The sequence below is a fragment of the Mesorhizobium sp. BR1-1-3 genome, assembly GCF_020165455.1.
Taxonomy (GTDB): Bacteria; Pseudomonadota; Alphaproteobacteria; order Rhizobiales; family Rhizobiaceae; genus Mesorhizobium; species Mesorhizobium ciceri.
This window is the reverse complement of the sequence record NZ_JAIUIC010000004.1, coordinates 66,852-93,530: the sequence shown is the minus strand read 5'-3', so window position 1 is coordinate 93,530 and position 26,679 is coordinate 66,852. Positions and strand designations below refer to the sequence as shown.

20 protein-coding genes and 1 riboswitch are annotated in these 26,679 nt (G+C 63.1%); of the genes, 8 read left to right on the top strand and 12 right to left on the bottom strand.

All coding sequences use genetic code 11. The features are described from left to right. Positions 1-2: 2 nt before the first annotated feature. From LB559_RS10580 to LB559_RS10565, 4 genes are all read right to left on the bottom strand, one after another. Positions 3-3,149, bottom strand: coding sequence for an efflux RND transporter permease subunit (locus LB559_RS10580; RefSeq protein WP_224674017.1), 3,147 nt, complete (start codon positions 3,147-3,149; stop codon positions 3-5). Positions 3,150-3,348: 199 nt separating this feature from the next. Then, positions 3,349-4,500, bottom strand: a complete 1,152-nt coding sequence (locus LB559_RS10575) for an efflux RND transporter periplasmic adaptor subunit (RefSeq protein ID WP_024502583.1) — start codon at positions 4,498-4,500, stop codon at positions 3,349-3,351. Positions 4,501-4,556: 56 nt separating this feature from the next. Next, positions 4,557-5,162 carry a TetR family transcriptional regulator gene (locus LB559_RS10570; RefSeq protein WP_013532915.1) on the bottom strand — a complete coding sequence of 202 codons (606 nt, stop codon included), beginning with the start codon at positions 5,160-5,162 and terminating at the stop codon, positions 4,557-4,559. A gap of 453 nt (positions 5,163-5,615) precedes the next feature. Next, positions 5,616-7,256: an acyl-CoA synthetase gene (locus LB559_RS10565; protein WP_013532916.1), complete on the bottom strand. Its 1,641-nt coding sequence runs from the start codon at positions 7,254-7,256 to the stop codon at positions 5,616-5,618. 190 nt (positions 7,257-7,446) lie between these two features. Between LB559_RS10565 and LB559_RS10560 the strand changes: the two genes are divergently transcribed. Continuing rightward, a complete protein-coding gene (locus tag LB559_RS10560; protein ID WP_013532917.1) occupies positions 7,447-8,412 on the top strand; it encodes a sugar-binding transcriptional regulator in 966 nt (321 codons plus the stop codon). Positions 8,413-8,503: 91 nt separating this feature from the next. Next, positions 8,504-10,558 carry a bifunctional aldolase/short-chain dehydrogenase gene (locus tag LB559_RS10555; RefSeq protein WP_027163848.1) on the top strand — a complete coding sequence of 685 codons (2,055 nt, stop codon included), beginning with the start codon at positions 8,504-8,506 and terminating at the stop codon, positions 10,556-10,558. 53 nt (positions 10,559-10,611) lie between these two features. Here the strand turns inward: LB559_RS10555 and LB559_RS10550 are convergent, their stop codons facing one another. The 4 genes from LB559_RS10550 to LB559_RS10535 form a co-directional block, all read right to left on the bottom strand. After that, positions 10,612-11,457 (bottom strand): acyl-CoA thioester hydrolase/BAAT C-terminal domain-containing protein, encoded by an 846-nt coding sequence (locus LB559_RS10550; protein ID WP_224674016.1) that lies wholly within the window; start codon positions 11,455-11,457, stop codon positions 10,612-10,614. Positions 11,458-11,558: 101 nt separating this feature from the next. Then, the gene (locus tag LB559_RS10545) at positions 11,559-12,611 is read right to left on the bottom strand and encodes a substrate-binding domain-containing protein (RefSeq protein WP_224674015.1); all 1,053 of its coding nucleotides are present in this window, start codon (positions 12,609-12,611) and stop codon (positions 11,559-11,561) included. A gap of 51 nt (positions 12,612-12,662) precedes the next feature. Further along, positions 12,663-13,658, bottom strand: a complete 996-nt coding sequence (locus LB559_RS10540; protein WP_224674014.1) for an ABC transporter permease — start codon at positions 13,656-13,658, stop codon at positions 12,663-12,665. 66 nt (positions 13,659-13,724) lie between these two features. Continuing rightward, complete coding sequence (locus LB559_RS10535) at positions 13,725-15,248, bottom strand: sugar ABC transporter ATP-binding protein (protein WP_224674013.1); 1,524 nt, start codon at positions 15,246-15,248, stop codon at positions 13,725-13,727. Between the two features lie 135 nt (positions 15,249-15,383). On the opposite strand from LB559_RS10535, the gene mtnK reads away from it, so the two are divergent. Both mtnK and mtnA read left to right on the top strand, forming a co-directional pair. After that, positions 15,384-16,658 (top strand): S-methyl-5-thioribose kinase, encoded by a 1,275-nt coding sequence (gene mtnK, locus LB559_RS10530; protein WP_063171611.1) that lies wholly within the window; start codon positions 15,384-15,386, stop codon positions 16,656-16,658. Further along, on the top strand, positions 16,655-17,749 hold the full coding sequence (gene mtnA / locus LB559_RS10525) for an S-methyl-5-thioribose-1-phosphate isomerase (RefSeq protein ID WP_224674012.1): 1,095 nt from the start codon (positions 16,655-16,657) through the stop codon (positions 17,747-17,749). Before mtnK ends, mtnA begins: the two co-directional genes overlap by 4 nt. Positions 17,750-17,759: 10 nt before the next feature. On the opposite strand, the gene LB559_RS10520 is transcribed toward mtnA, so the two are convergent. Continuing rightward, the gene (locus tag LB559_RS10520) at positions 17,760-18,299 is read right to left on the bottom strand and encodes an Lrp/AsnC family transcriptional regulator (RefSeq protein WP_013532925.1); all 540 of its coding nucleotides are present in this window, start codon (positions 18,297-18,299) and stop codon (positions 17,760-17,762) included. A gap of 49 nt (positions 18,300-18,348) precedes the next feature. On the opposite strand from LB559_RS10520, the gene LB559_RS10515 reads away from it, so the two are divergent. From LB559_RS10515 to fba, 3 genes are all read left to right on the top strand, one after another. Continuing rightward, positions 18,349-19,524 carry an MFS transporter gene (locus LB559_RS10515; RefSeq protein ID WP_224674011.1) on the top strand — a complete coding sequence of 392 codons (1,176 nt, stop codon included), beginning with the start codon at positions 18,349-18,351 and terminating at the stop codon, positions 19,522-19,524. Between the two features lie 66 nt (positions 19,525-19,590). Next, a riboswitch (FMN riboswitch) is annotated at positions 19,591-19,805 on the top strand. A gap of 77 nt (positions 19,806-19,882) precedes the next feature. Further along, positions 19,883-20,356 carry a 6,7-dimethyl-8-ribityllumazine synthase gene (locus LB559_RS10510; RefSeq protein ID WP_224674010.1) on the top strand — a complete coding sequence of 158 codons (474 nt, stop codon included), beginning with the start codon at positions 19,883-19,885 and terminating at the stop codon, positions 20,354-20,356. A 163-nt stretch (positions 20,357-20,519) separates the two neighbouring features. After that, positions 20,520-21,584: a class II fructose-bisphosphate aldolase gene (fba, locus tag LB559_RS10505; protein WP_224674009.1), complete on the top strand. Its 1,065-nt coding sequence runs from the start codon at positions 20,520-20,522 to the stop codon at positions 21,582-21,584. A 57-nt stretch (positions 21,585-21,641) separates the two neighbouring features. Here fba and ftsZ read toward each other — a convergent pair whose 3' ends face one another. Next, entirely contained in the window at positions 21,642-22,676 is a 1,035-nt protein-coding gene (gene ftsZ / locus LB559_RS10500; protein WP_013532929.1) for a cell division protein FtsZ, read from the bottom strand. Positions 22,677-23,159: 483 nt separating this feature from the next. On the opposite strand from ftsZ, the gene LB559_RS10495 reads away from it, so the two are divergent. Continuing rightward, complete coding sequence (locus tag LB559_RS10495) at positions 23,160-24,515, top strand: glutamine synthetase family protein (RefSeq protein ID WP_013532930.1); 1,356 nt, start codon at positions 23,160-23,162, stop codon at positions 24,513-24,515. A 6-nt stretch (positions 24,516-24,521) separates the two neighbouring features. Here LB559_RS10495 and LB559_RS10490 read toward each other — a convergent pair whose 3' ends face one another. Next, positions 24,522-25,319 carry an aspartate/glutamate racemase family protein gene (locus tag LB559_RS10490; RefSeq protein WP_224674008.1) on the bottom strand — a complete coding sequence of 266 codons (798 nt, stop codon included), beginning with the start codon at positions 25,317-25,319 and terminating at the stop codon, positions 24,522-24,524. After that, complete coding sequence (locus tag LB559_RS10485) at positions 25,316-26,587, bottom strand: dicarboxylate/amino acid:cation symporter (RefSeq protein WP_224674007.1); 1,272 nt, start codon at positions 26,585-26,587, stop codon at positions 25,316-25,318. The genes LB559_RS10490 and LB559_RS10485 overlap by 4 nt, the downstream gene beginning before the upstream one ends. Between the last annotated feature and the right edge of the window lie 92 nt (positions 26,588-26,679).

Here is a 26,679-nt window from a genome sequence, read left to right as displayed (position 1 = left end):
ATCTATTCGGCGGCCAGCGCCAGTTGCGGCTTTTCGGCTTCCTGGCTCAGTTCCAGATCGTCCGTCGGTCCCTCCGCCCCGCGCTTCTTCGGCTCCCGGCCGAAGAACAGGGCGTAACCGGCCGGCAGGACCAGGATGGTCAGCACCGTGGCAACCAGGATGCCGCCCATCATGGCGTAGGCGAGCGGACCCCAGAAGACGCCGCGCGAGATCGGGATCAGCGCCAGCACCGCCGTCAGCGCCGTCAGCGTGATCGGCCGGAAACGGCGAACGGCCGAACCGATGATGGCCTCGTAGCGGTCCATGCCCGCGGCGATGTCCTGGTCGATCTGGTCGACCAGGATGATCGAGTTGCGCATGATGATGCCGAGCAGCGCGATGACGCCGAGAATGGCGACGAAGCCGAACGGCGCACCGCTGATCAGGAGTGCCGCGGCAGCACCGATAATGCCAAGCGGACCGGTCGCCAGCACCAGCATCGCCTTGCCGAAGTTCTGCAGCTGGATCATCAAAAGCACGACAATGACGGCCAGCATGATCGGTGCCTTGGCGGCGATCGAAGCCTGGCTTTCCGCCGAATCCTCCGCACCGCCCTGGATTTCGATCTTGTAACCGGGCGCCAGACCCGCACGCAGGTCCTTCATGTCGTTGTACATCTTGGTGACGACGTCGTTGGACTGCACGCCGTCGGGCAAGGTGGCGCGCACGCTGATGGTCGGCAGGCGGTCGCGGCGCCATTCGATGCCTTGCTCCAGCACCGGCACCACCTTGGCCACCTGCGACAGCGGCACGAAACCGCCGAAGTCGGTCGGGATATAGACCGAGTCGACCGAGGACAGCAGGCTGCGGCTGGCATTCGGCTCGCGGGCGACGATGGACACCGTCTCCTCGCCGTCGCGGAAGTCGTCGAGCGGCGCGCCGGACATCGTCGCCTGCAGCATCTGGCGGATGCGCTGCGAGGTGACGCCGAGTGCGCGGGCACGATCCTGGTCGATGACCAGCTTCATCGCCGGAACCGGCTCCAGCCAGTCATCATGCACGGCGCCAAGCAGCGGATCTTCACGGAACTTCGCCTTCACCTGGTCGGCGATGCGGCGCACCTCCTGGCGATCCGGCCCCATGACGCGCATCTGCACCGGCCAGCCGGTCGGCGGACCGAGGAACAGACGATCGACCTTGGCACGGATGGACGGGAAGTCTTGCGCCAGAACGGTGCGCAACTTGACGATCAGACGCTCGCGCGCCGGTTCGTCATTGGCCATGACGAGCAACTGGGCAAAGTTGGGGTTGCTCAGCTGCTGGTCGAGCGGCAGGAAGAAGCGCGGCGCGCCCTCGCCGATATAGGTGGCGATGAAACGCTTGTCCTTGTCGTCCATCATCTTGGTCTCGAGCGCCTTGGCCTGCGCCTCGACTTCCTTGATGCTGGTGCCTTCCGGCAGCCAAAGGTCGACGAGGATTTCCGGCCGCGACGATTGCGGGAAGAAGTTCTGCGGAATGAACTGGAAAGCCCACAGGCTGGTGCCGAAGGTGACCAGCGTCATCACCAGGACGATGATGCGATGGCGCACGGCCCAGCTGACGGTGGCACGAAGCCGGCGGTAGAAACGCGTGTCGAAGACATCGTGATGGCTGCCGGCATGCTTGCGCTGCTTGAGGATCATGTTGCCGAGCCATGGCGTGAAATAGACCGCGACGAACCAGGAGACGATCAGCGCGATGCCGACGACATAGAACAGCGTGCGGACATATTCGCCGGCGGTCGAGGCCGCGAAGCCGACCGGAATAAAGCCGGCCGTGGTGATCAGCGTGCCGGTCAGCATCGGGAAGGCGGTCGAGGAATAGGCGAAGCTCGCCGCCTCGACCTTGACCATCCCCTCCTCCAGCTTGCGCTCCATCATCTCGACGACGATCATCGCGTCGTCGACCAGAAGACCGAGCGCGATGATCAGCGCGCCGAGCGAGATGCGCTGCAGGTCGATGCCGAGCTCGTACATGATGGCGAAGGTCGCGGCCAGCACCAGCGGGATGGCGATGGCGATGACCAGGCCGGAACGCCAACCGATCGACAGGAACGAGACGACGAGCACGATCAGCAACGCTTCGCCAAGCGCATGCATGAACTCCGCCACCGCATCGGTGACGACGCCCGGCTGGTCGGAGATCTGGTCGACGGCAACGCCGTAGGGCAGCGCCTCTTCGAAACGCTTGTAGGTGGCCTCGACATCCTTGCCGACATCGGTAACCTTGAAGCCCTTGGCCATGACGACGCCCAACTGCACGCTGTCGTGACCGTTGAAGCGGTACTTTCGCTGGAACGGATCCTGCAACCCCGAACTCACCGTGGCGATGTCGCCCAGCCTCGTGACCTGACCGCCGGCGCGCAGGCGCAGGTTCCTGATATCCTCGACCTTGCCGACATCGCCCTCGACGGAAATGCGCACCGAGTTGGTGCCGGTATCGACGGAGCCGGCCGGGTCGACATTGTTCTGTCCCTTGATCGCATTCTGCAGATCGGTCAGCGTCAGGCCGCGTTCGGCCAGGGCCTTGGACGAGACGTCGATATAGAGCTTTTCAGGCTGGTCGCCGATGATGACGGCCTTCTCGACGCCGGGCGTCGTCAAAAGCATGTCGCGCGCCTGGATGGCGAACTTCTTCAGCTCGGGATAGCTGAAGCCGTCGCCGCTGATCGAATGCAGGGTGATGAAGGTGTCGCCGAATTCGTCGTTGAAATAGGGGCCGAGCAGACCTTGTGGCAAGTCACCGGCAATGTCACCGACCTTCTTGCGCACCTGGTAGAACGCGTCGGTCACCTCGGCGGTGTTGGTGTCGCCCTTGATCTGCACGGTGATGATGGCGCTGCCGGCGCGGGTGAAGGAGCGCACGAAATCGAGATGCGGCGTTTCCTGCAGCTTGCGTTCGATCTTGTTGACGACCTGGTCTTCCATCTCCTGGATCGAGGAGCCCGGCCAGATCGCCTGGACGACCATGACCCGGAAGGTGAAATCGGGATCTTCCTTCTGGCCCATGCGCATCAGGCCGAGCGCGCCGGAAATGATGATCAGGCCGAACAGGAACCGCGCAATGGCGGGATGGCCGATTGCCCAGCGCGACAGGTTGAAGGGCCGCTTCTCTTCCGTGGAATTGGTCATCGACGCTGGTCCATCTATCTAGCGCAACAAAATCGAGGGTTCGTAGTGGCTTCCGGGCGGCAAGGCTCTCCCAGCGGAGAAGCACTCATCGCGGTGGGACGCGAAATCGATGTGGGGGTGACATCAATCGAGCGTCTCGGTCGGGCGCCTGCCGCCCGGAAACCAGCGGCTGCGGGAACGCGCAGCCGGTTGTCTGTCGTCAGCGCACCTGCTTGGCGTCGCCGTCCGCCGCGGATGCCGATTGCAGCGCCGTATCACCGGCGAGCTTCACCTTGAGGTTCTCGGTCATGAATTGCGTGCCGGCGGCGACCACGACATCGCCGGGTTTCAAACCCTCCGCGACACGCACGCCATCGGCGGCGAACTCGGCAACCTTGATCGGACGAGCATGAACGGTGTCGGCGCCACGATCAACGGTCCAGACGATCGATTGGGTGCCTTGCTCGGCCAGTGCGCTCAGGGGGATCGAGACCAGCTGCCGCTCATTGGCCGCCGTGGCTTCGATGCTGGCGGTCATGCCGAGCAGCACACGCGGATCGTTGGGCAGGCTGACGCGGACGGCAAAGGTGCGTGATTGCGGATCGGCGCTGCCGGCGACTTCGCGGACCTTGCCGTCGAGCGCCAGCGCATCATCCGACCAGAAGCCCGCCTTGACCGCCTTGCCCGCCTTGAATTCGGCGATTTCCATTTCCGGGACGGCGATCAGCACTTCCTTTTCGCCGTCGACAGCGACAGTGACAACCGGCGTGCCGGAACCGACCACCTGGCCAACGTCGGCGCTGACCGTGGTGACGATGCCATCCCTGTCGGCCTTGAGATCGGTATAACCGACCTGGTTCTTCGCCTGAGCCAGTGTCGAAAGGGCGGAATCACGGGTGGCGACCGCTTGGTCATAGGTCAAGGTCGCCTGTTCGAGCTGTGATTTCGGGGCAAAATTCTTGGCAAAAAGCTGCTCGGCACGCTTGCGGGCGAGTTCCACGGTCTCGACCTGCCGCTCGGCGGCATCGAGCGCTGCCTGCGCGCTCTTGACCGAAAGGTCGTAGTCAATGGGATCGATGCGGGCGAGCACATCGCCCGAGGCCACATGCTGGCCGATATCGACGAGGCGCTCGGTGATCTTGCCATTGACGCGGAATGCCAGAGCGCTCTCGGTGCGGGCCCTCACCGACCCGGAATAGGAGAGCGTGCGGGTGTCATGTACCTTCGCGATCTCGACAACCTTGACCGGGCGGATGATATCCTTGACTTCGGCTTTTTCCTGGCTGCAGCCGGCAAGCCCGAGAGTGGCGGTGACAAGCAGCACCGGGCCTACAGCGGGCAACCTGCCGATGATTGAACTGAACGAAGACACGCGCGTACTCCCGAAATGGAGATGAATCGTTGAAACCGGCGCCCGACGGGCGGAGGCTACTTCAAGGCCTTGATTGCATAGTCGACGAGGTCGTCAGGCATTGCCCGGTTGGTCTTGGCAAGGCATTGCGCCACCATCTGCGGGTGACACAGGATGACGGTCGCGGCGCCGAAACAGCGAGACGCGATAACCGGATCCTGTTTTCTGAACTCACCGGCCTCGATCCCGTCACGAATGATTTCCGCGAACAGGTCGTGAATGCTGTCGACATGCTTGTCGATCACACCCCAATCCCGTTCGAGGGCGACGATGACCATCTCGTGGACCTTCTGGTCGTCGAGCATGACCTCCATCGTCATCTTGTATTGCGCATGCACGTAGCGCCGGAGCCGCTCCTCGGCGCTGATCGGCAGGCGCGAAATCTCGTAGGCCATCTTGTAGCTGGCGCCGAGCATCCGGCCGCAGACGGCCTGGTGGATTTCGACCTTGGAGGCGAAGAAACGGTAGATGTTGGCCGGCGACATGCCGAGCTCACGCGCAATGTCGGCGACATTGGTCTTGCCGTAGCCATAGTGCCGGAACAGGCGCTCGGCGCAATCGAGAATGCGCGTTACATTTTCCTGTCGGGCGGCTTCGGCGACTATGGTGGCGGCTTCGGACATGATCCTCTATCGATTTACGAGTGACGAATTTTGATTTTCATCACTCGTAAATCGAAAAGAAGGACCTGTCAATGCGGATTCGGTATACACGTACGAATGGTGACAGATGGTGACAGTGAGAAGGTGGAATCGACGATCGCCGTTAGCGGCTGGCCCTGATGAATTCGTCATCCTAGGGCGAAGCAAGGAGCGAAGCGACGCGGCGCAGACCCTAGGATCCATGCCGCGACGTTGGTCAAAGAGTGCGACGGATCAACAGGTTTACACCGGTCAGCGAGCTGTAGCCTGCAGCCGCCATTCTCGACTGTCGGAGCTCGGCCGCAAGGTGACGGCATGGATCCCTTGGGCTGCGGAGCAGCTCCCGGGTTTCCGCGACGTCGCTCGCGACTGCTACACCCTAGGATGACGAAGCCCGCGACAAATTGTCGAGGCGAAGCATGGGTGGCGATGCAGCTAAGCCCCCTTGGCCATCTCGCGTAGCCGGAATTTCTGGATCTTGCCGGTCGAGGTTTTCGGGATTTCGGCGAAGATGACCGCCTTCGGCACTTTGAACCGGGCAAGCAGCGCGCGGCAGTGATCGATGATCTCGGCTTCGGTCGCGACCTTGCCGGGTTTCAGCTCGACATAGGCAACAGGCACTTCGCCCCATTTGTCGTCGGGCCTGGCGACGACGCCGCAAGAGGCAACCGACGGGTGCTTGTAGAGCGCGTCCTCGACCTCGATAGAGGAAATGTTCTCGCCACCGGAGATGATGATGTCCTTGGAGCGGTCCTTGAGCTGGATGTAGCCATCGGGGTGCATGACGCCGAGATCGCCGGAATGGAACCAGCCGCCGGCGAAGGCTTCGTCGCTCGCCTTGCGGTTTTTCAGGTAGCCTTTCATGACGATGTTGCCGCGGAACATGACCTCGCCGATTGTCTCGCCGTCGGCCGGTGTCGTCCGCATCGTCTCGGGGTCCATGACCGTCAGGCCTTCGAGCGCTGCATAGCGCACGCCCTGCCGCGCCTTCCTGGCGCTGCGCTCGCCCTTTTCGAGATCATCCCAGGCGCCGTGCCATTCGTTGACGACCGCCGGGCCATAGGTCTCGGTCAGGCCGTAGAGATGGGTGACGGCAAAGCCGGCATCCGCCATCCCCGACAGCACGGCTTCCGGCGGGGGTGCTGCAGCCGTGTTGAAAGTGACCGTCTGCGGAAATGCGCGCTTGTCCTCGTCCCTGGCATTGATCAGCACCGACATGACGACCGGCGCGCCGCACAGATGGGTGACGCCCTGATCGGCGATCGCATCGTAGATCGGCTTCGGCCGCACCCAGCGCAGACAGACATGGGTGCCGGCCTGGACGGCGAGCGTCCAGGGAAAGCACCAGCCATTGCAGTGGAACATCGGCAGCGTCCACAAATAGACCGCGTGCTTGGCCATGCCGGCATGGATGGTGTTGGTGTAGGCCATCAGGGCCGCACCGCGATGGTGGTAGACGACGCCCTTCGGATTGCCCGTCGTTCCGGACGTGTAGTTGAGCGAAATCGCATCCCACTCGTCGTCGGGCATCGACCAGGCGAAGTCCGCGTCGCCGCCTGCGACAAATGCCTCATAGTCCAGTGAGCCTACCCGCTCGCCCTTTGGGTACGGCGCGTCGGCGGCGTATTCGGGATCGTCATAGTCGATGACCAGCGGCTTGACCCTGGCCAGTTCCAGGGCCTGCTTGACGACGCCGGAGAATTCGCGGTCGACGATCAGCACCTTGGTCTCGGCATGATCGAGTTGGAAGGCGATGACCGCCGCATCGAGGCGGGTGTTGAGCGAATGCAGCACCGCCTTGGTCATCGGCACGCCGAAATGCGCCTCCAGCATCGGCGGCGTGTTTGACAGCATGACGGTGACGGTGTCGCCCTTGCCGATGCCGCGCTTCTGAAGGGCCGAGGCAAGCTTCAGCGACCGCTGCCAGAAAGTGCGATAGTCGATGCGCTGGCGGCCATGGATGATGGCGATATGGTCGGGATAGGTCTTGGCCGCGCGCTCCAGATAGGTGAGCGGCGTCAGCGGCTGATGGTTGGCCGCGTTCTTGTCGAGATCCTGTTCGTAAGGATTGCCCATCCCATGCTCCCCGCGATTTTCTTTCAGACGTTCTAATCACAGGCTCGGGCCGCGTCACCACAAACGATGCCACGACAGAGCGCATTCGGCACAATGATGAACCAGATTCGGCGCAAGCGGGAGCATCGCATACCTCTGCCCAGTTTGACTTTTGTCGAGAGCCGTGAATAATGTCAGCTGAGGAGACGGCATGGCGATCCGACCGGCAGAACAACTCATCCACAAGGCCGCCTGGCTCTACTATGCCCATGGCCTGCGGCAGGACCAGGTGGCGAGCCAGCTTAACATTTCCCGTGCCTCGGTCGCCATGTACCTGCGCAAGGCGCGCGAGACCGGCATCGTCAACATCTCGACTTCGACCCAGCTTTTCACCGACGACGTGCTGGCGCGCAAGCTCGAGGATGCGCTGAGCCTCGACGCCGTCTGGATCGCGCCGGAGAATGATCATATTGCCGACCCGTCGACGGAAATCGCCGTGCTGGCGGCGAGCGTCTTTCTCGAACTGGTCAAGAAGGGCGACCGCATCGGCGTCGCCTGGGGCCGCACCGTCTATATGATTGCCGACGTCATGTCCTATGCCGATCTGCAGGATGTCACGGTGGTGCAGCTCTGCGGCAATCTCGGCGCGCCCTATTCCTATCGCCCCGACCAATGCACTATGGAAATCGCGCGGCGGCTCAACGCCAAAGGGCTCAATTTCTACGCGCCGCTGGTGCTGTCTACGGAAGAACTTGCGCGTGCGCTGCGTGCCGAGCCGGTGATCCGGGAACAATTGTCGGGTGTCGGCGAATGCGACCTGGCGTTATACTCGGTCGGAGCGGTCGACGCCGACAGCCATCTGGTCAAATGCGGCGCGCTGACGCCAAGTGAAATGGCGGATCTGCGCAGCCAAGGCGCTGCCGGCGTAATTGCCGGGCAGATCATAGACGCCGAGGGCAAGGTGCTCGACTGCAGTTATAACAGGCGGGTGATCTCCGCCGAGCTTGCATCGCTGCGCGCCATCGCCAGGCGGTTGGTGGTGGTGCAGGAGGACAGCAAGTTCGAACCGCTGCTCGCGGCGATCGCCGGCGGCCTTTGCACGCATCTGGTGGTCGGCGCGCACATGGCGCAGCGGCTTCTGGACCATGCTGCTGCCACGACAGAAAAGGCCTCCTAGGAAATCCCCTCTCCGTCGCCGGCGCATTGTCATCAAAGCGTCGCGGCATTCCTGTTTCACCATCAAAGACAAACAACCGGACGAAGCGAACATGAAGAATTTGTGGAATGACGAAGCCGCCGAAAAACTCGTCGCAGACTACGCGAAAAAGGGTGTCGGCCGCGACCTGGCGCTGCGCGTCTACACGACCCGGCTGCTCGGCGGCGAACCACGGCTGGTCCTGCATGGCGGCGGCAACACCTCTTGCAAGACGACGGCAACCGACCTCGTCGGCGACCAGTGGGACGTGCTGTGCGTCAAGGGCAGCGGCTGGGACATGGGCGTCATCGAGCCGCAGGGCCTGCCGGCGGTCAAGCTCAAGCCGCTGCTCAAGGCGCGCGCGCTGAACAGGCTGGCCGACGAGGACATGGTTGCCCTGCAACGCGTCAACCTCATCGATCCGTCCTCGCCCAACCCGTCGGTCGAGACGCTGCTGCATGCCTTCCTGCCGCACAAGTTCGTCGACCACACGCACTCGACCGCCATTCTCGCCATCGTCGACCAGGAGGACTCCAAGCCGCTGGTGAAGACGGTTTTCGGCAGCAAGATGGGTTACGTGCCTTACATCATGCCCGGCTTCGACCTCGCCAAGGCGGCTGCCGACATCTTCGACGCCGATCCTGACGTCGAGGGCCTGATCCTCGACAAGCACGGCATCTTCACCTTCGGCGACGATGCGAAGCAGGCCTACGACCGGATGATCCATTATGTGAACGTCGCCGAGGACTATATTGCCGCAAGCGGCAAGCCGAAGGCGGCAAAGGCAGCCTTGCCGGCAAAGCTCGCGACGCCGGCGTCGATCGCGCCGATGCTGCGCGGCGCGGTGGCGGTAGCGCGCGGCGAAGGCCGCTTCGACCGAATGGTCAGCGATTTCCGCACTTCGCCGGCAATTGTCGATTTCATCAATTCAGCCGAGATCGCCGATTATGCCGGGCGCGGCGTCTCGACGCCCGATCTGTCGATCCGCATCAAGACCGGGCCGATGGCGCTGCCGGCGCCCGACGCGGACAAGGCCGGCGACTACAAGGCGGTGATCAAGAGCCATGTCGACGCGTTCGCCAAGGATTATCGCGCCTATTTCGAAACCAACGATGCGCTCGACGACGTCAAGCGCACCATGCTTGACCAGATGCCGCGGCTGACGCTGGTGCCCGGCCTCGGCATGTTCGGCCACGGCCGCACCCTGAAGGACGCGAAGATCGCGTCGGATGTCGGTGAGATGTGGATCGAGGCAGTGCGTGGCGCCGAGGCCGTCGGCCGGTTCCATCCGCTTTCCAAGGCCGACCTGTTCCCGCTCGAATACTGGTCGCTGGAACAGGCCAAGCTCGCCTCCAACAAGCCGAAGCCGCTGACCGGCCAGGTGGTGCTGATCACCGGCGGTGCCGGCGCGATCGGTGCAGCGACGGCAAAGCTGTTCGCCGACAATGGCGCCCATGCCGTCGTCGTCGATCTCGACGCCGAAAAAGCCGCCGATGCAGCGAAGAAAGCCGGCAACAATTCGATCGGCGTCGCCGCAGACATCACCGACCCGGCACAGGTGCGTGCCGCCTTCGACAAAGCGGTCGCCGTGTTCGGCGGTGTCGACATCCTGGTTTCCAATGCCGGCGCCGCCTGGGAAGGCCGCATCGGCGAGCTCGACGATGCACTTTTGCGCAAGAGTTTCGAGCTCAATTTCTTCGCCCACCAATCGGTGGCGCAGAATGCCGTGCGCATCATGCTCGAGCAGGGCACCGGCGGCGTGCTTCTGTTCAACACCTCCAAGCAGGCCGTCAACCCCGGCCCGAAGTTCGGCGCCTATGGCGTGCCGAAGGCGGCGACGCTGTTCCTGTCCAGGCAGTACGCGCTCGACTATGGCGCGCATGGCATCCGCTCGAACGCCGTCAACGCCGACCGCATCCGCTCGGGCCTTTTGACCGACGCCATGATTGCCAGCCGCTCAGGCGCGCGCGGCGTGTCGGAGAAGGACTACATGTCCGGCAATCTGCTCGGCCAGGAAGTGACGGCGCAGGACGTGGCGCAGGCCTTCCTGCATCACGCGCTGGCCGACCGCACCACCGCCGACGTGACGACCGTCGACGGCGGCAATATCGCGGCAGCGATGCGGTAGGGGAAACCGGCCGAGACTGACGCAAAACAGGCGAAGGTATTCGGGATCTGCAGCTACAGCAGTTCTCGGATGCCTTCCCACGCCATTCTGCCCAACCGTGATTCGGCCTCGTCATTGCCGCCATGTGCATGCAATGTCGAGCGTGGTGTGTTCTCGCCAGGCAAGAGAATGCGATGCCCCGCATCCGGCGATGACACGAGATGTGTGATCTTGCCTGCTTCGCTGCGCCGCCGAACAATTTCTGTCGCGAACCATAGGGAGGGCCACAGCGCATCGTCGCCGCCTGCGACCAGCAGGATCTCGGCCGATGCGGTCTCAACGGGAATGGTCGCCGCAGCCGCTTCCTGCCTGAAGGTTTTCAAGCAATGTTCGAAGAGTCCCCTGTAGGATACCAAGCCATCCACGTATTCTGGTGTCCAGTTTGGATCCGTCGGCACAAACGGCAGGGGGATTCCGTCGAGCGACCATGAGGATCGTTCAGGCCAACTGACGCCATCCGGGCCAGCACCAATATTTCCCCAAATCACCGATGACGGGCTGATGGCGACCACAGCGTCGATGCGCGGGTCATGGACCGCCGCAAGCAGTGAGGCCTCGGCACCCTTGGATGTGCCGACATAGACGATGCGGTGGCATCCTGTTTCAAGGAGACAATCGGTTGCCGCGAAGAAGGTTTCGAGGGGAATTTCGCATATTCCGGGAGGCTGGCCCTCACCGCTAAACCATTGCAGGGCCAAAGCCGACGAGCCCTCGTTTGCAAAGAGCCGTGCGCGCCCGACATCGACGCGGCCACTCGACCCACCCAGCACCACGACACCCGTGGTGGCCTGCGGGCATCGAAACAAGGTTCCGGCGACGGCGCCGGACAGGTTTTCCTCGATTGCCGCTTGGACTTCCATATACGCACCGAACCTTGGGCCGGAGCCTGGCGCCGGCTGCAGATATTCGGCAAAAAGGGCGCCTGCAGCAAGCGGCTGCAGGCGGCCTTCGATTGCGAAAGTTACTTGGCGTTCGGGTTCGGCATCCAGGCCGGCATCGCGACATCAGCGTGGGCGAACTGCGGCAGCTTGGCCGACAGGTCCTCCATGTTCTTGATGTCCTTGTCGATGAGGTCCTTCTGGGTGATCAGTGTCGGCGGCACGACGACGCTGTGGCCCGGATCTTCACCGGCCAGCAGCTGCGCCAGCGCACGCACCGAGACCTGGCCGACGACGGCCGGGTTGGTCGCGGCGGTCGCGGCCCAGGCGCTGTCGGGCTCGCGCATCGCAGCGATGTCCGAGGTCGAAATGTCGGCCGAATAGATCTTGATGCCCTTGTTCAAGCCCGCTTCGTCGACAGCGATCTTCACGCCCTTGGCGAATTCATCATAGGGAGCGAACATCACCTTGATGTCGGGATGCGCCGTCAGCACCGAACGCGCCTGGTTGGCGACGGAGTTGGCGATCGGATTGTCGAGCGTGCCGAACATCGCGACTTCCTTGATGCCGGCATATTTCTTCTTGACGTCAACCCAGGTCTCATTGCGGCGGTCGAGCGGCGCGATGCCGGCGACATAGACATAGCCGGCATTCCAGCTTTCGCCATTGTCCTTGACCGCCTGCTCGAGCGCAAGGCGGGCCAGGTCGCGATCGGACTGTTCGATCTGCGGGATCTTGGGGTTTTCGACATTGACGTCGAAGGCCACAACCTTGATGCCGGCGTCGACCGCACGCTGCGCGGCATCCTTCATCGATTCCGTCAGGCCGTGCTGGATGATGATGCCCTGCACGCCGAGCGCGATGGCCTGATCGACCATGTCGGACTGAAGAGCGGCATCCTGGCGGCTGTCGAGGACGCGCAGGTCGATGCCGAGCGCCTTCGACTGCGCCTCGACGCCCGAGAGATAGGCCTGGAAGAAGTCACCGGTCGAGAGATAGCGCACCAGCGCGATCTTGACGCCGGGCTTGTCGAAGGGCGCCGGCTTGTCCGCGGCAAAAGCCGGAAACTGCATCAGCATGGTTGCGCCGGCCAATCCGAGCGCCACCTTCCCCAGAAGTCTTCTTGTAATGCTCACTTTGTTTTCCTCCACTCTTGTTGAACTCGAAAATCCTGTTCCGGTCGAAAGCTATCTCCTGCCCCTGCCCGAAAGCGCAAAGGTGAAGACAAGGGCGACGACCAGAACCACGCCCTTGATGAAATCCTGCGTGTAGTAAGGCGCGTTCATCATCGTCAGGCCTTGCAGCAAGATGCCGACGAACAGCGCGCCGATGGCGGTGCCGAACGCATTCGGCTTGGCGGCACCCAGCACCGCGTAGCCGATCAGCGCTGCGGCAACCGCATCGAGCAGCAGATTATTACCCGAGGCGATGTCGCCGCGTCCAAGCCGGGCAGCGAGCAAAATGCCGCCGATCGAGGCAAAAACACCTGAAATGACGTAAGCCCAGATCTTGTATGCCTTGACAGGCGCACCGGCGAGTTCGGCGGCGCGCTCATTGCTGCCGACGGCATACATCATGCGGCCGAAACGGGTGTATTCGAGGAAGAACCAGATCAGCACGGCGAGCACGAGCAGCACCACCACCGACACTGGAATGAGGTTCGGGATGAAGAAGTCGAAGCGGTGGCGGCCGAGCGCCAGGAAGGCGTCGGAGAATTTGCCTTTGGCGACCGAACCGTCCGGCATGGTCATGCCGGTGGCGATCGAGCGGCCTTCGGTTGGAATGCGCTGCAGGCCGACTAGCAGGAACATCATGCCGAGCGTCGCCAGCAGATCGGGCACACGCATGTAGACGATCAGCCAGCCATTGATCAGGCCGACGATGGCGCCGATGAGCAGGCAGACGACGACCGCGACAAGGGCGTTCTGCTCCAGCACCACCATGACATAGGCGGCCGCCATCATGGCTGAGGTGGCGACCGAGCCGATCGACAGATCAAAACCTCCGACGACCAGCGTGGCGGTGACGCCGAGCGCCAGCACGCCGGTGATGGCGACCGACTGGAAGATGAAAACCGCACTTTGCGGCGAAACGAAACCGTCGGCGGCGATCGAGAAATAGGCGACGAGCCCGAACAAGAGCACGATGAATCCGTAGCGGATGGCGTGGTCGCGCAATGTCATTCGGCGCTCCCGCGCGCTGCTGCCGTTTTTAGCCAATCCGAACCCATGCTCTTTCCATTCCCATTCCTAACGCCCGTGCTCAGGCGCACTGTGCAGCGGCCCGCCGGCGACCTCGGCCAACAGGCGGTCGAGATCGACATCGGCATTGCGGTGCTCGCCGACGATGGTCTGTTCCGACATGACCAGGATGCGATCGGCGGTCTCCAGCGCCTCGTCGAGTTCGGTGACGAACAGCAGCGTGGCGCGTCCGTTTGCACTGGCCCTGAGCTTGGCGGCGATGTCGCGCCGGGCGGAAATATCGACGCCCTGAAACGGCTCGTCCAGAATGAACAGTCTCGCATGCTGGGCCATCCAGCGGGCGACCATCACCTTCTGCTGGTTGCCGCCGGAGAGCTCCGACATCTCGTCCTTCTCGGAGCGGCAGACGATGCCCAGCTCCTCGATCTGCCGGCGCGCCGTGGCGCGTTCCAGACGGCGCTTGAGAACAGCGAAACGTGACATGCGCTTGTGAAACGGCAGGCTGATATTTTCCTGGATGTTGAAGCCGCCGACGATGCCGTTCTCGCCGCGGTCCTTGGCGACGAGGAACACGCCGGCGGCGATCGCCTCGCCGGCTGTTTCAGGCGCATAAGGCCTGCCGATCAGCGTCATTGTGCCGGCGAGCGGCTGGCGCACGCCAAACAGCGTCTCGGCAAGCGCCGTCTTGCCGACGCCGACGAGGCCGGTGATGGCAACGACCTCACCGTCGCCGAGCGTCAGCGAGATCGGCCGTGCGCCTTGTGCGATGCGCAGACCGTCTATCTTGAAGACGGCATTGGCCGAATCCCTGACAACAATCCGGTCGAGATGGATCTTGCGGCCGAGCATGGCGTTGACCGCGCCTTCATAGTCGAGCGGTTTCTTGTCGAAAATGCCTGAGATGATCCCGTCCCGCATGGAGACGATGCGGTCGGCCAGCCGCCTTATGTCCGACATGCGGTGCGAGATGTAGAGGATGGCCACGCCTTGCTCGCGCAGCCTGTCCATCAGGGCAAACAGCCGATCAGCCTCGGCGCTGGAGAGCGATGAGGTCGGCTCGTCGAGGATCAGCACTTTCGGCTTGTGCGCCAGCGCGCGGGCAATCGCCACCATCTGGCGATCGGCCAGCGAAAGATCACTCACCCGCGCCTTCAAATCGATGGCCAGCCCCATGCGGTCGGCAACCGCCTTGGCCTCTCGCCGCACGCGCATTGGATTGAACAGGGTCGGCGCACCGCTGCCGCTCAGCCGGTCCAGCGTCAGGTTGGTGGCGACGTCGAGATCGGCGACGACACCGTCGTTGATGTTCTGATGCACGGTGACGACGCCGGCGCGGATCGCCTCGGCCGGGGTTTTCGGCGCGAAATCCTGGTCGGCGAGCGCCATCGTCCCGCCGCCGCGTTCGTAGACACCAGAGATGATCTTGACGAGGGTGGATTTGCCGGCGCCGTTGGCGCCCATCAGCACGGTCACTTCACCGGCATGCAGTTCCAGCGAGACGCCGCCAAGCACCTCGTTATGGCCAAAGGATTTCCTCAGTCCCTCTACGCGGAACACGGCATTGCCGACCATGCGTTCCTCCCTGACATGACGCTATGGGCTGTATCGGCAATTGTCAACACGATTGACAATTGCCAGATCGCTTCCTAGCTTGGCCCGGCCGCCACGCCTCCGTTATGTTGGAAGCGCATATGCGGGAGGATAACGATGACTGAAGAATTGCCGTTCGAAGCCCTGTCGGTCGAAACCCTGGCTGCACGCCTTGGCGGCAACGAGGCGCTGTGCGCGAAGATCGGCAAGGACACCGGCGCCTGGAAGGTCCGCGAGGTCGGCGACGGCAATCTCAACCTGGTGTTCATCGTCGAGGGCGCCAGCGGTGCGGCCGTGGTCAAGCAGGCCCTGCCCTATGTCCGCCTGGTCGGCGACAGCTGGCCGCTGCCGTTGAAGCGCTCCTTCTTCGAATATCACGCGCTGACCAGGCAAGAGGCGCGCGCGCCGGGCTCGGTGCCGGCGATCCATTATTTCGATGAAGGTCAGGCGCTGATCATCATGGAATATCTTGCGCCGCCGCATATCATCCTGCGCCGTGCCCTGATCGACGGCCGCCAACTGCCGAACATCGCCCGGGATATCGGCCTGTTCATGGCCCGCACGCTGTTTCGCGGCTCCGACCTGCATATGGCCGCCAAGGACCGCAAGGCCGATCTGGCGCTGTTCGCCGACAATGTCGAGCTTTGCGACATCACCGAAAACCTGGTGTTCTCCGATCCCTATTTCGATGCCAAGATGAACCGGCACACCTCGCCGCAGCTCGACGGCCTGGTCGCCGAACTGCGCGCCGACCGCGACCTCAAGGTCGAGGCGCAGCGGCTGAAGCACATCTTCGCCGCCAATGCCGAAACGCTGCTGCATGGCGACCTGCATTCCGGTTCGATCATGGTCACCGACACGGAGACCCGGATGATCGATCCGGAGTTCGCCTTCTACGGCCCGATGGCTTTCGACGTCGGCATGCTGCTTGCCAATTTCTGGATGTCCTTCTTCTCGCAACGCGGTCACGAACAGAAGGGCAAGCGCGACGCCATGCGCGCCTATCTGCTCGGTGTGACGGTCGAGACCTGGTCGGTGTTCCGCGCCGAGTTTTCGCATCTATGGCGCAGCGAGCGCACCGGCATGCTCTACCAAAAGAGCCTGTTCGAGGACCAGGGCGACATCCTTGCCTCAGAGCAGGCGCGCGACCATGTGCTGCACCAGATCTGGACCGATCTGCTAGGCTTTGCCGGCGTCGAAGTGCACCGGCGCATCCTCGGTCTCGCTCACAATGCCGATTTCGAGACCATTGCCGACGAGGATCTGCGCGCCAGTTGTGAAGCAAAGGCGCTGAAATTTGGCCGCCACCTCGCCGTCAACCGGCGCCAGATCCACAGCATCGACGAGGTCAACCAACTGGCCGCGCTGATCGAACAGGAGAGCAGCATTTGAACGTCGGCGACCGCCACTATCGCACCATCTGGCTGAGCGACGACGGGCGTTCGGTCGATATCATCGACCAGCGCTGGCTGCCGCATGATTTCCGCATCGAGAGGATCGGCACGGTTGCCGGCATCGCCACCGCCATCCGCGACATGTGGGTGCGTGGCGCGCCTCTCATTGGCGTCACCGCTGCCTATGGCGTCGCCATGCAGATGGCCGACGATGCGTCGGATGCAGCGCTCGACGCCGTGTGGGAGACCCTGCACGAGACGCGGCCGACCGCGATCAATCTGCGCTGGGCGCTGGACGAAATGCGGCGCTTCCTGCGGCCTTTGCCTACCGAACAACGCGCCGCAGCCGCCTATCGGCGGGCCAGTGAGATCGCCGACGAGGATGTCGGCCTCAATCGCGCCATCGGCGAGAACGGTCTCGCCATCATCAAGGCGATCGCGGCACGCAAGCAGAAGGGCGAGCCGGTCAACATCCTGACCCATTGCAATGCCGGCTGGCTGGCGACGGTCGATTACGGCACGGCGACCGCGCCGATCTACCTGGCCACAGAAGCCGGCATTCCGGTCCATGTCTATGTCGACGAGACGCGGCCGCGCAACCAGGGCGCCCAGCTGACCGCCTGGGAGATGGCCGGGCACGGCGTGCCGCACACGCTGATCGTCGACAATGCCGGCGGCCATCTGATGCAGCGCGGCGCAATCGACATGGTCATCGTCGGTACCGACCGCACCACGGCCGACGGCGATGTCTGCAACAAGATCGGCACCTATCTCAAGGCGCTCGCCGCCGCCGACAACGACGTGCCGTTCTATGTCGCGCTGCCGTCGCCGACCATCGACTGGATGGTGCATGACGGACTGGCCGAGATCCCGATCGAGCAGCGCTCGGCCGACGAAGTCTCGCTGGTCTGGGGCAAGACCGCTGCCGGCGAGATTGCCCAGGTGCGCATTTCGCCGGAGACGACGCCCGCGGCCAACCCGGCCTTCGACGTGACGCCGGCGCGACTGGTGACCGGCCTGATCACCGAACGCGGCGTCGCCAAGGCGTCGCGCGAGGGCCTGAAGCAGATGTTTCCCGAGCGGGCATAGCCGCCCGCTTCTAGTACAGAGGCTCGGCCATGTGCTTGGGTGTCGGCCAAGTCTCGGTGATACCCGGCTGCACCGGCCGCTCCAGGTAGGTCGAGAGCACCACATAGCTGCGCGTCGAGGTGACGCCCGGCGTTTCGTAGAGGCGCGCCAAAAGGCCTTCGAGGGCCCTGGTGTCTTCGGTGCGGACCTTCAGCAGCATGCAGGTGTCGCCGGCGACGGTATGGATTTCCTCCACTTCGGGATATTGCGAGACCGCCATCAGTTCCGGCGTCTTTCCCCAGCCCCTGGTGTCGATATGGACAAAGGCAAGCAAAGGCTTTTTCACCGCCCGGGGATCGATAATGGTGACCGTGTTGCGGATGGCGCCGCTGCGCCGGAGCCGTTTGACCCGCTCATGCGCTGCCGGTGGCGACAAGCCGACGCGATCGCCGAGTTCGGCGTAGCTGATCGTGGCATCATCGACCAGGACACCTAATATTCTTCGGTCTATCGCGTCGAGATCGCGGGCCGCCGGCCTGTTCTGCAGAATGCCATCTGTTTCTTCATCCATGGCGAAATTCCTGGTTCTCCGCTGAATAGAATACGGCCATTATGCCGATATGTCGAACATTGATCAACTTGCACCATTGACTACGGACGCCCGAGCCCCGATCCCGGCGCTTGCCTATCTGTTGACGGGCTGCATCGCGGTCATCGGCTCGAACTCGCTGGTGCTGGGTCCGATTGCACCGGCTGTCGCCTCGTCGTTCGGCACCAGCGTGCCGGCCGTGATGATTGCGGCGGCCGCTTTCGGCCTCGGCACCTCCGCAAGCGCACTGTTCCTGGCGCGCTACATCGACCGGCTCGGTGCTCGCAGAATGCTGCAGGGCGCACTGCTGCTGTTGGCACTGGCGCTGGTCGCCAGCGCCGCGGCACCCACGGTGCTCATGCTGGTCGCCGCACAGCTGCTGGCCGGCATCGCCGCCGGCGTCGCCATGCCGGCGATCTATGCCAGCGCGGCCGCCATCGCTCCTCCGGGCAGGGAGAGCGGCACGATCGGCGTCGTGCTGACCGGATGGACACTCAGCATGGTTGCCGGCGTTTCGCTTTCGGCCGTGCTTGCCGATCTGGTGCATTGGCGCGCCGTTTTCGCAGCGGTCGCGGTGCTTGCGGCCCTTGCATGGATGGGGCTGACAGCGACGTCGCTCAGCGACACCAGGAAGGCCGGACCGGCGCCCGCCCCGCTGGAAGCGCTCGGCATTCCCGGAATCCTGCCGCTGCTGGTCGCGTGCGCGGCCTTCATGACTTCGTTCTACGGCGTCTATGGCTATCTCGGCGACCATCTTCATGTCGGGCTTGGACAGCCGGTGAGCGCCAACGGCCTGGCGGCGCTTGCCTACGGCATAGGCTTCGGGACGGCTGCTCTGCTCGACGGCATCATCGACAGACTGGGTGCGCGGCGCGTCATGCCGTTTGCCTATCTTCTTGTCGCCGTCGTCTACGTCGCGATGGCCGCGACGAGCGACAGTTTCGGGCTGACGCTGGCCATGGTGGCAATCTGGGGACTGGCCAATCATTTCGGCCTGAATGTTCTGGTGATGCGCCTGTCGGCGCTCGATCCGTCGCGGCGCGGCACGATCATGGGGCTGAACAGTGCGGTGACTTACCTCGCGGTCTTTGTCGGCACCACCAGCTTCGGGCCGCTTTATTCCAACTTCGGCTTTGCTGTCTGCGTGATGGTTGCAGCACTGCTCATGCTGATCGCCGCATCGGCGGCGGCGTGGCGCACGCGGTAGTCGAACGGACTTGGCCCAACCTTCTCACGGTTGACAGCAGCGCCCTGCCCTTTCATACAAAGCCGTTAATGTTCTCAGGGCGGGGTGAAAGTCCCCACCGGCGGTAAGGGTTTCTACCCAAGCCCGCGAGCGCTTTCCGGTCCACGCATCAATGCGTGGATTCTTAAGTGCTAGAGCGTCCTTTACGCGTCCAAGGGACGCGTGGCGCTCTAGTGGAAAGGTCAGCAGATCCGGTGTGATTCCGGAGCCGACGGTTACAGTCCGGATGGAAGAGGACGAAACGGAAGCCGGCCCGCTTTTTGCGGGCTTAATCCGTATCGTGCGTCCTGATTCTGGTTCGAAACGGAAGGATGGACCCATGAATCAGCATTCCCATAAAGACTATGAAACGACCCGCATCGCCGTTATCCGCGCGCGCTGGCATGCCGACATCGTCGACCAGTGCGTACAGGCCTTCGAAGCTGAACTGGCCTCTCTGGGAGGCGAGCGCTTCACCGTCGACATCTTCGACGTGCCCGGCGCCTATGAAATTCCCCTGCATGCCAAGACCCTGGCCGGGACCGGCCGTTATGCCGCGATCCTCGGCACAGCCTTTGTCGTCAATGGCGGCATCTACCGGCATGAGTTCGTCGCAAGTGCTGTCATCGACGGCATGATGAACGTGCAGCTGTCGACCGGCGTGCCGGTGCTGTCGGCGGTGCTCACCCCGCACAACTACCACGACAGCGCCGAGCACCACCGCTTCTTCTTCGAGCACTTCACCGTCAAGGGCAAGGAAGCGGCGAACGCCTGCGTGCAACTCCTGGCAGCGCGGTACCTGATCGCGGCGTGAGGTCGTCAAACTGGCGGGATTTCAGCCCTGCAACAAGAATTGCGATCGAGAAGAGCTCTGAAGGTTGCGGTTCCGTTGAAATCCCGCCAGAAGCATCAAGGGCCGACCGGCAACCGACCGGCCCGCGACGTTGCGCTTGAAACCAGATACGGGAGACTATTGGGTGGCTCGCATAACACTGAGACAATTGCTCGACCACGCCGCCGAATACGGCTATGGCGTGCCCGCTTTCAACATGAACAACATGGAACAGGGCCTCGCCATCATGGAGGCCGCCGAGGAGACCAATTCGCCGGTCATCCTGCAGGCTAGCCGCGGCGCGCGCGCCTATGCCAATGACGTGGTGCTGGCCAAGCTGATCGACGCGCTGGTCGAAATCCATCCCGACATTCCGGTCTGCATGCATCTCGACCATGGCAACAACGAAGCCACCTGCGTCACCGCGATCCAGTACGGCTTCACCTCCGTCATGATGGACGGATCGCTGAAGGAAGACGGCAAGACGCCGGCCGACTACGCCTACAATTCCGGCATCACCAAGCGCGTCGTCGACATGGCGCATTGGGGCGGCGTGTCGGTCGAAGGCGAGATCGGCGTGCTCGGCTCGCTCGAGAGCGGCGGCGGCGAGCAGGAAGACGGCCACGGCGTCGAAGGGGCGATCAGCCACGACCAGCTTTTGACCGATCCCGAACAGGCGGTCGAGTTCGTCAAGGACACCCATGTCGATGCGCTGGCGGTTGCCATGGGCACCAGCCATGGCGCCTACAAATTCTCGCGCAAGCCGGACGGCGCGGTGCTGGCCATGAACGTCATCGAGGAGATCCATCGCCGCCTGCCGAACATGCATCTGGTCATGCACGGCTCGTCCTCGGTGCCCGAGGACCTGCAGGAGATCATCAACAAATATGGCGGCCAGATGAAGCCGACCTGGGGCGTGCCGGTCGAGGAGATCCAGCGCGGCATCAAGCACGGCGTGCGCAAGATCAACATCGACACCGACAACCGCATGGCGCTGACCGGCGCGATTCGCAAGGTGCTGACCGAGAACCCGAGCGAGTTCGACCCGCGCAAATATTTGACACCGGCCATGGCCGCCATGCGCAAGCTCTGCAAGGAGCGCTTCGAACAGTTCGGCACCGCCGGCAACGCGCAGAAGATCAAGCCGCTGCCGGTCGCCGAAATGGCCAAGCGCTACAAGTCGGGCAGTCTGGACCCGAAGTTCGGCTGAGCTGAACGCTGGTATCGAGGGCAGGAGCGCGGCAGCGCCCTGCCCGTTTACCGAACACTATTGAAGCGTCCGCGCCGGCTGACCGGCGTGGTCGCGCGCGATGCCGGCGTCGGCATCCTCGGCGCCAAAAGCACGGTCGAGGCCCGTCGCCACGACCGAGACCCTGAAGCGGCCTTCCATGCCCTTGTCGAAGATGGCGCCAACGATGATGTCGGCATCCTCGTAGACCTCTTCGCGAATGCGGGTGGCGGCCTCGTCGACTTCAAACAGGGTCATGTCCCTGCCGCCCGATATCGAGACCAGCACGCCCTTGGCGCCTTTCATCGACACTTCGTCGAGCAGCGGGTTGGCGATCGCGGCTTCGGCCGCCTTCATCGCGCGGCCTTCACCGGAAGCCTCACCGGTGCCCATCATGGCGCGGCCCATGTCGCGCATCACGGATTTGACATCGGCGAAGTCGAGATTGATCAGGCCTTCCTTGACGATGAGGTCGGTGATGCAGCTGACGCCGGCATAGAGCACCCGGTCGGCAATGACGAACGCATCGGCAAAGGTGGTCTTGGCATCGGCGATCCTGAACAGGTTCTGGTTCGGGATAACGATCACCGTGTCGGCGCTCTCGCGCAGCCGCTCGATGCCTTCTTCGGCCATCTGCATGCGGCGCCGGCCTTCAAAGGTGAACGGCTTGGTGACGACGCCAACCGTCAGGATGCCGGCTTTGCGCGCCGCCTGGGCGATGATTGGAGCCGCACCGGTTCCCGTGCCGCCGCCCATTCCGGCGGTGACGAAACACATATGCGTGCCGGCCAGATGATCCATGATCTCGTCGAGCGATTCCTCGGCCGCGGCGCGACCGATCTCGGGAAGCGATCCGGCGCCCAGCCCTTCGGTGACATGAGCGCCAAGCTGGATCAGCCGCGTCGCCTTGGACATGGTCAGCGCCTGCGCGTCGGTGTTGGCGGCGATGAATTCGGTACCCTGAAGCTGCTCGGCGATCATGTTGTTGACGGCATTGCCGCCGCCGCCGCCGACGCCGATAACGGTGATCTTGGGTCTCATCTCGGAGATTTCGGGCTTCTTGAACTCGGCCATGCCTGTTTCTCCTTCGTCAATTGCGCGCGCTTCACGACCCACCCGCAGACTGCCTTGGGCATATTGCAATCGAGCGGCATGACGCGAATCAGTCCGTTGCGATGGGTACCCCAAAAAGCCAGACAGCGGCCAGAGGTGCAAGTGCATGCGAGGTCAAGATTTGTGATGACCGTTTTGCACAGCGTGGCTCGGGCGCTGCGTGCGCCAGATCTTACCGCAGCGAGCTCGCCGCTCCCGCCGATAGCGGCTGCGCGCTGGTTTACCGGCTCGTGCTTGGCATTCCGCCCTCCAACCTCTATGTTGCGATCGCAGATCGCGCAATTGGTTTTGAAATGCCTCCCGACATACCAGCTAGTGACTTGAAAAAATAAGGAAAAGCGCTTGGCGACAGCCACGTCTGTTTTCCTAAAACTCACCAGCTATTTTTACCAGGGACGTGCGGCCGGTCAGGCTGCGGCACCTTCGAAAACCAGAGGTTTTAAATTGAGCGATGCAATTGCGGACGTTTTGAACTGGCTTGAAAGCAGAACCGACATCCAGAGCCTGAGGGCGGCGGTGTGCGACCTCAACGGCATCATGCGCGGCAAGCGCATTCCCGTCGAGCAGGCAAGAAAGGCGCTGGAAGGCAAGCTGCGCATGCCTTTTTCGCTGATCGGACTGGATGTCTGGGGCGAAGACATCGAAGGCAACAGCCTGGTTTTCTCGACCGGCGATGCCGATGGACTGTGCCAATGGACCGGGCGCGGCATTCTGCCGGTGGCCTGGACGGCGCATCCGACGGCACTTGTCCCGCTGTGGCTTGCCGACGAAAGCGGCGCGCCCTATCTCGGCGACCCGCGACGGGCGCTGGCCCGCATCCTCGATCGCTACAAGGCCCTGGGCCTGACCCCGGTCGCGGCAACGGAACTCGAATTCTACCTCGTCGATCCGCAATCGCAGCGGCCGGTCGGCCCTGTCTCGCCGGTGACCGGACGCCGGCTCGATTCCGACGCGGCGCTGTCGATCGACGAAATCGACGATTTCGAATCCTTCATCCATGACGTCTACGAGGCTTGCCGGACGCAAGGCATTCCCGTCGACACGGCCATCGCCGAAAACGGCGTCGGTCAGTTCGAGATCAATCTGAACCATGTCGCGGACGCGTTGCGGGCGGCTGACGATGCGGTGCTGTTCAAGCGCACGGTGAAGGGCATTGCCCGCAAGCACGGCTTTGCCGCCTGCTTCATGGCCAAGCCCTATGGCGACCGGGCGGGCAACGGCTTTCACGTTCATTTCAGCCTGGTCGACGGTGAAGGGCGCAACGTCTTCGACGACGGCACCGACCAGGGCTCGGAGACCATGCGCCATGCAGTCGGTGGCCTGCTTGCGGCAATGGCCGAGAGCACGCTGGTATTCGCGCCGCACTTCAATTCGTACCGCAGGCTGCGCCCAAGATCCTATGCGCCAACCGCGGTCGCCTGGGGCTATGAGAATCGCATGGTCGCGATCCGCATTCCGGGCGGGCCGACCGCTGCTCGCCGTATCGAGCACCGCGTATCGGGAGCCGACGCCAATCCCTATCTGGTGCTTGCGGCCATATTGGGCGCCGCGCTGACCGGCATCGAAAGACAGTTGTCGCCAGGTGATCCGATCGGCACAGACGGCCAGGGACTTCCGCCGGCAAAGCTGCCGCCGGACTGGGCATCCGCGATCGCCGCCTTCGAGAGCGGGACGCATGTGGCGGAGATTTTTCCAGCCATCCTGCGCGACTCCTTTGTGGCCTGCAAACGCCAGGAGCTGAACACGTTCGCGCTCAATGTCAGCGATTTCGAGATCGAGACATACCTCGAGAGCGTCTAGATCGGGTTACGCCAGTACGGCCAAGCTGCCGCGCATCGGCCAATCATGTCCTGGCGGCCGCGATACGGTCGGCAGCCCTCGGGCTTCCTGCGTACCGAACCCTAATCGCGTCAGGCAGGCTCGCGCCAGGGCCGCATTGCTGTCGATGACGAGCAATCCATTCACGTCGTTGAGGCTGGCAGCCACCACCGACAGTTCGGTGCAGCCGAGCAGGGCGGCATCGGCGCCGGCCGCTTGCGCGATGTCGAGCGCGCGCTCGGTTTCAACCGCCGCATCCACGATCGAACCCGCCTTGACGAGGCTGATCGCGCTGTCGACGCACGCCTGAAATTCGATGTTCGAGGGAAGGCAGAGCTCAAATCCCGCCGCCGACATCCTGTCCTGATAGAAGCCGGAGACCAGCGTGCCCTGGGTGGCTAGAACAGCAACCCGGCCCCGCTCCAGGCTGCGACGCGTCTCCGCCACCACGGCGTCGCCGATATGGATGATTTCCGCGCGCGAATTCGCCGCCAGTTGGTCGTACCAATGATGGGCGGTGTTGCACGGCATCGCGACGCAGGCGACGCCGAGCGTATTGAGCGTCGCGACCGCGGCTTTCAAAGGCGCCAGCGGCCCGTCATGGCCGGCAAGGATGGCTTCGGTCCTGTCGGGCAGCTGCGGTACGCTGAGGATCACGGCAGGCACATGTTCGTTGTCTCTGAACGCCTGGGTTATCCGGGTCAATTTGAAGTAGAAGTCAGCCGATGCAAGCGGCCCGAGGCCGCCGATAATGCCGAGTTGGGGACGGATGCTGTCGTCGATCATCCGGCAGGCTCGGCTTCGAGCTGCTCCGAGACGTTTTCAGGCTGTGTCGCCTCCCTGTGGCTGGGAGCGATCATTGCCGTGCTCGCTGCGACGGTGCAGACGCTGGCCAGCGTCATGAACGTGTCCACGGCCGCATCCACCGCAACGAACAAAGCGAACGCCGCCTCGAAGGGAAGCTTCAGGTAGCCGCAGACGATGGACATCTGCGACAGGATGAGCAGGCTGCCCATGCCGCCGGTGGTGAGCGCAAGAAGCGCCGAGATGATGCCGACGAGCACAAGGTCGGGGACTGCAAGCGGATGGCCGTAGAGCTGGGCGATGAACAGCGCACCCGAAGTGTAGAGCAGCGCCGGGCCTGTACGCAGCAAAGCCGCCTGCAGCGGCACCAGCAGTTCCACGACCACCAGGCTGAACCGCAGGCGCTCGCTCAAAAGGTTGATGACCCATGGCAGCGAGGCGACCGTAGAGCGTGTGGTGATGGCCACCATGAGAAGCGGCTGGCAGGTCTTGATCGTCGTCCAGTAGCTTCGTCGCGACCGGATGGCGATAATGGCAAAGGCCCCGGCAACGAATATGAGGCAGGAAAGACCCATCACCAGCAGGTAACCGCCCATCAGCGTGAGCGGCTTGGTTCCGGTCGACGCGGTCTGGTCCGCGATCAGGATGAAGGTTGCAAAGGGCAACCCCCAGATGAACCAGTTGGTCAGCACCGTACAGGCCCTGTAGACCGCGTTGAGCGCCTGCGTCAGGCTCATGGACGAGGGCTGGGGAATCTTCCCCATCGCGAGCCCGAAAAGCAGGCAGAACAGCAGAACCTGGATGGTCTGTCCCGAGGCCAGCGCATTGAAGACGTTGTTCGGCACCAGGTCGAGCAGGATCGAATGCCCGCCGCTGGGATCCCCATTGGAGGGCGGCGGCTGGAACGGGAAGGCGAGATCGGTGGACACGCTGCCTTGCGAATTGATGAACTCGCCAAGCTCGATGCGCGACTGGGGATTCTCGATCTGGCCCGGCTGCAGGATCAGCGACAAGGTGCCGCTCACCAGCACGGCCAGGAACGACACGACCAGCACGGCCATACCCACCTTACCGAGGTAGCGGACCGATTTCGGGTCCTGGACCATCGCCGTGATGGAGAAGATGACCGACGAGACCAAATAGGGCAGGACGACCATCTTGAGGAAATTCAGGTAGAGTTGTGCGACAGGGCTGATCGCATGGGCAAAGTCTGGATAGTAGAGGCCGCACAGGATTCCTGCAGCAATCATCGCAATCGTCGTCACCGGCGATCGCAAGATACGCCTTGCCGCGAGACGCCAATCGAAAGGCAGGGGTCCGGCTACGTCGGAGAGGGCCATTG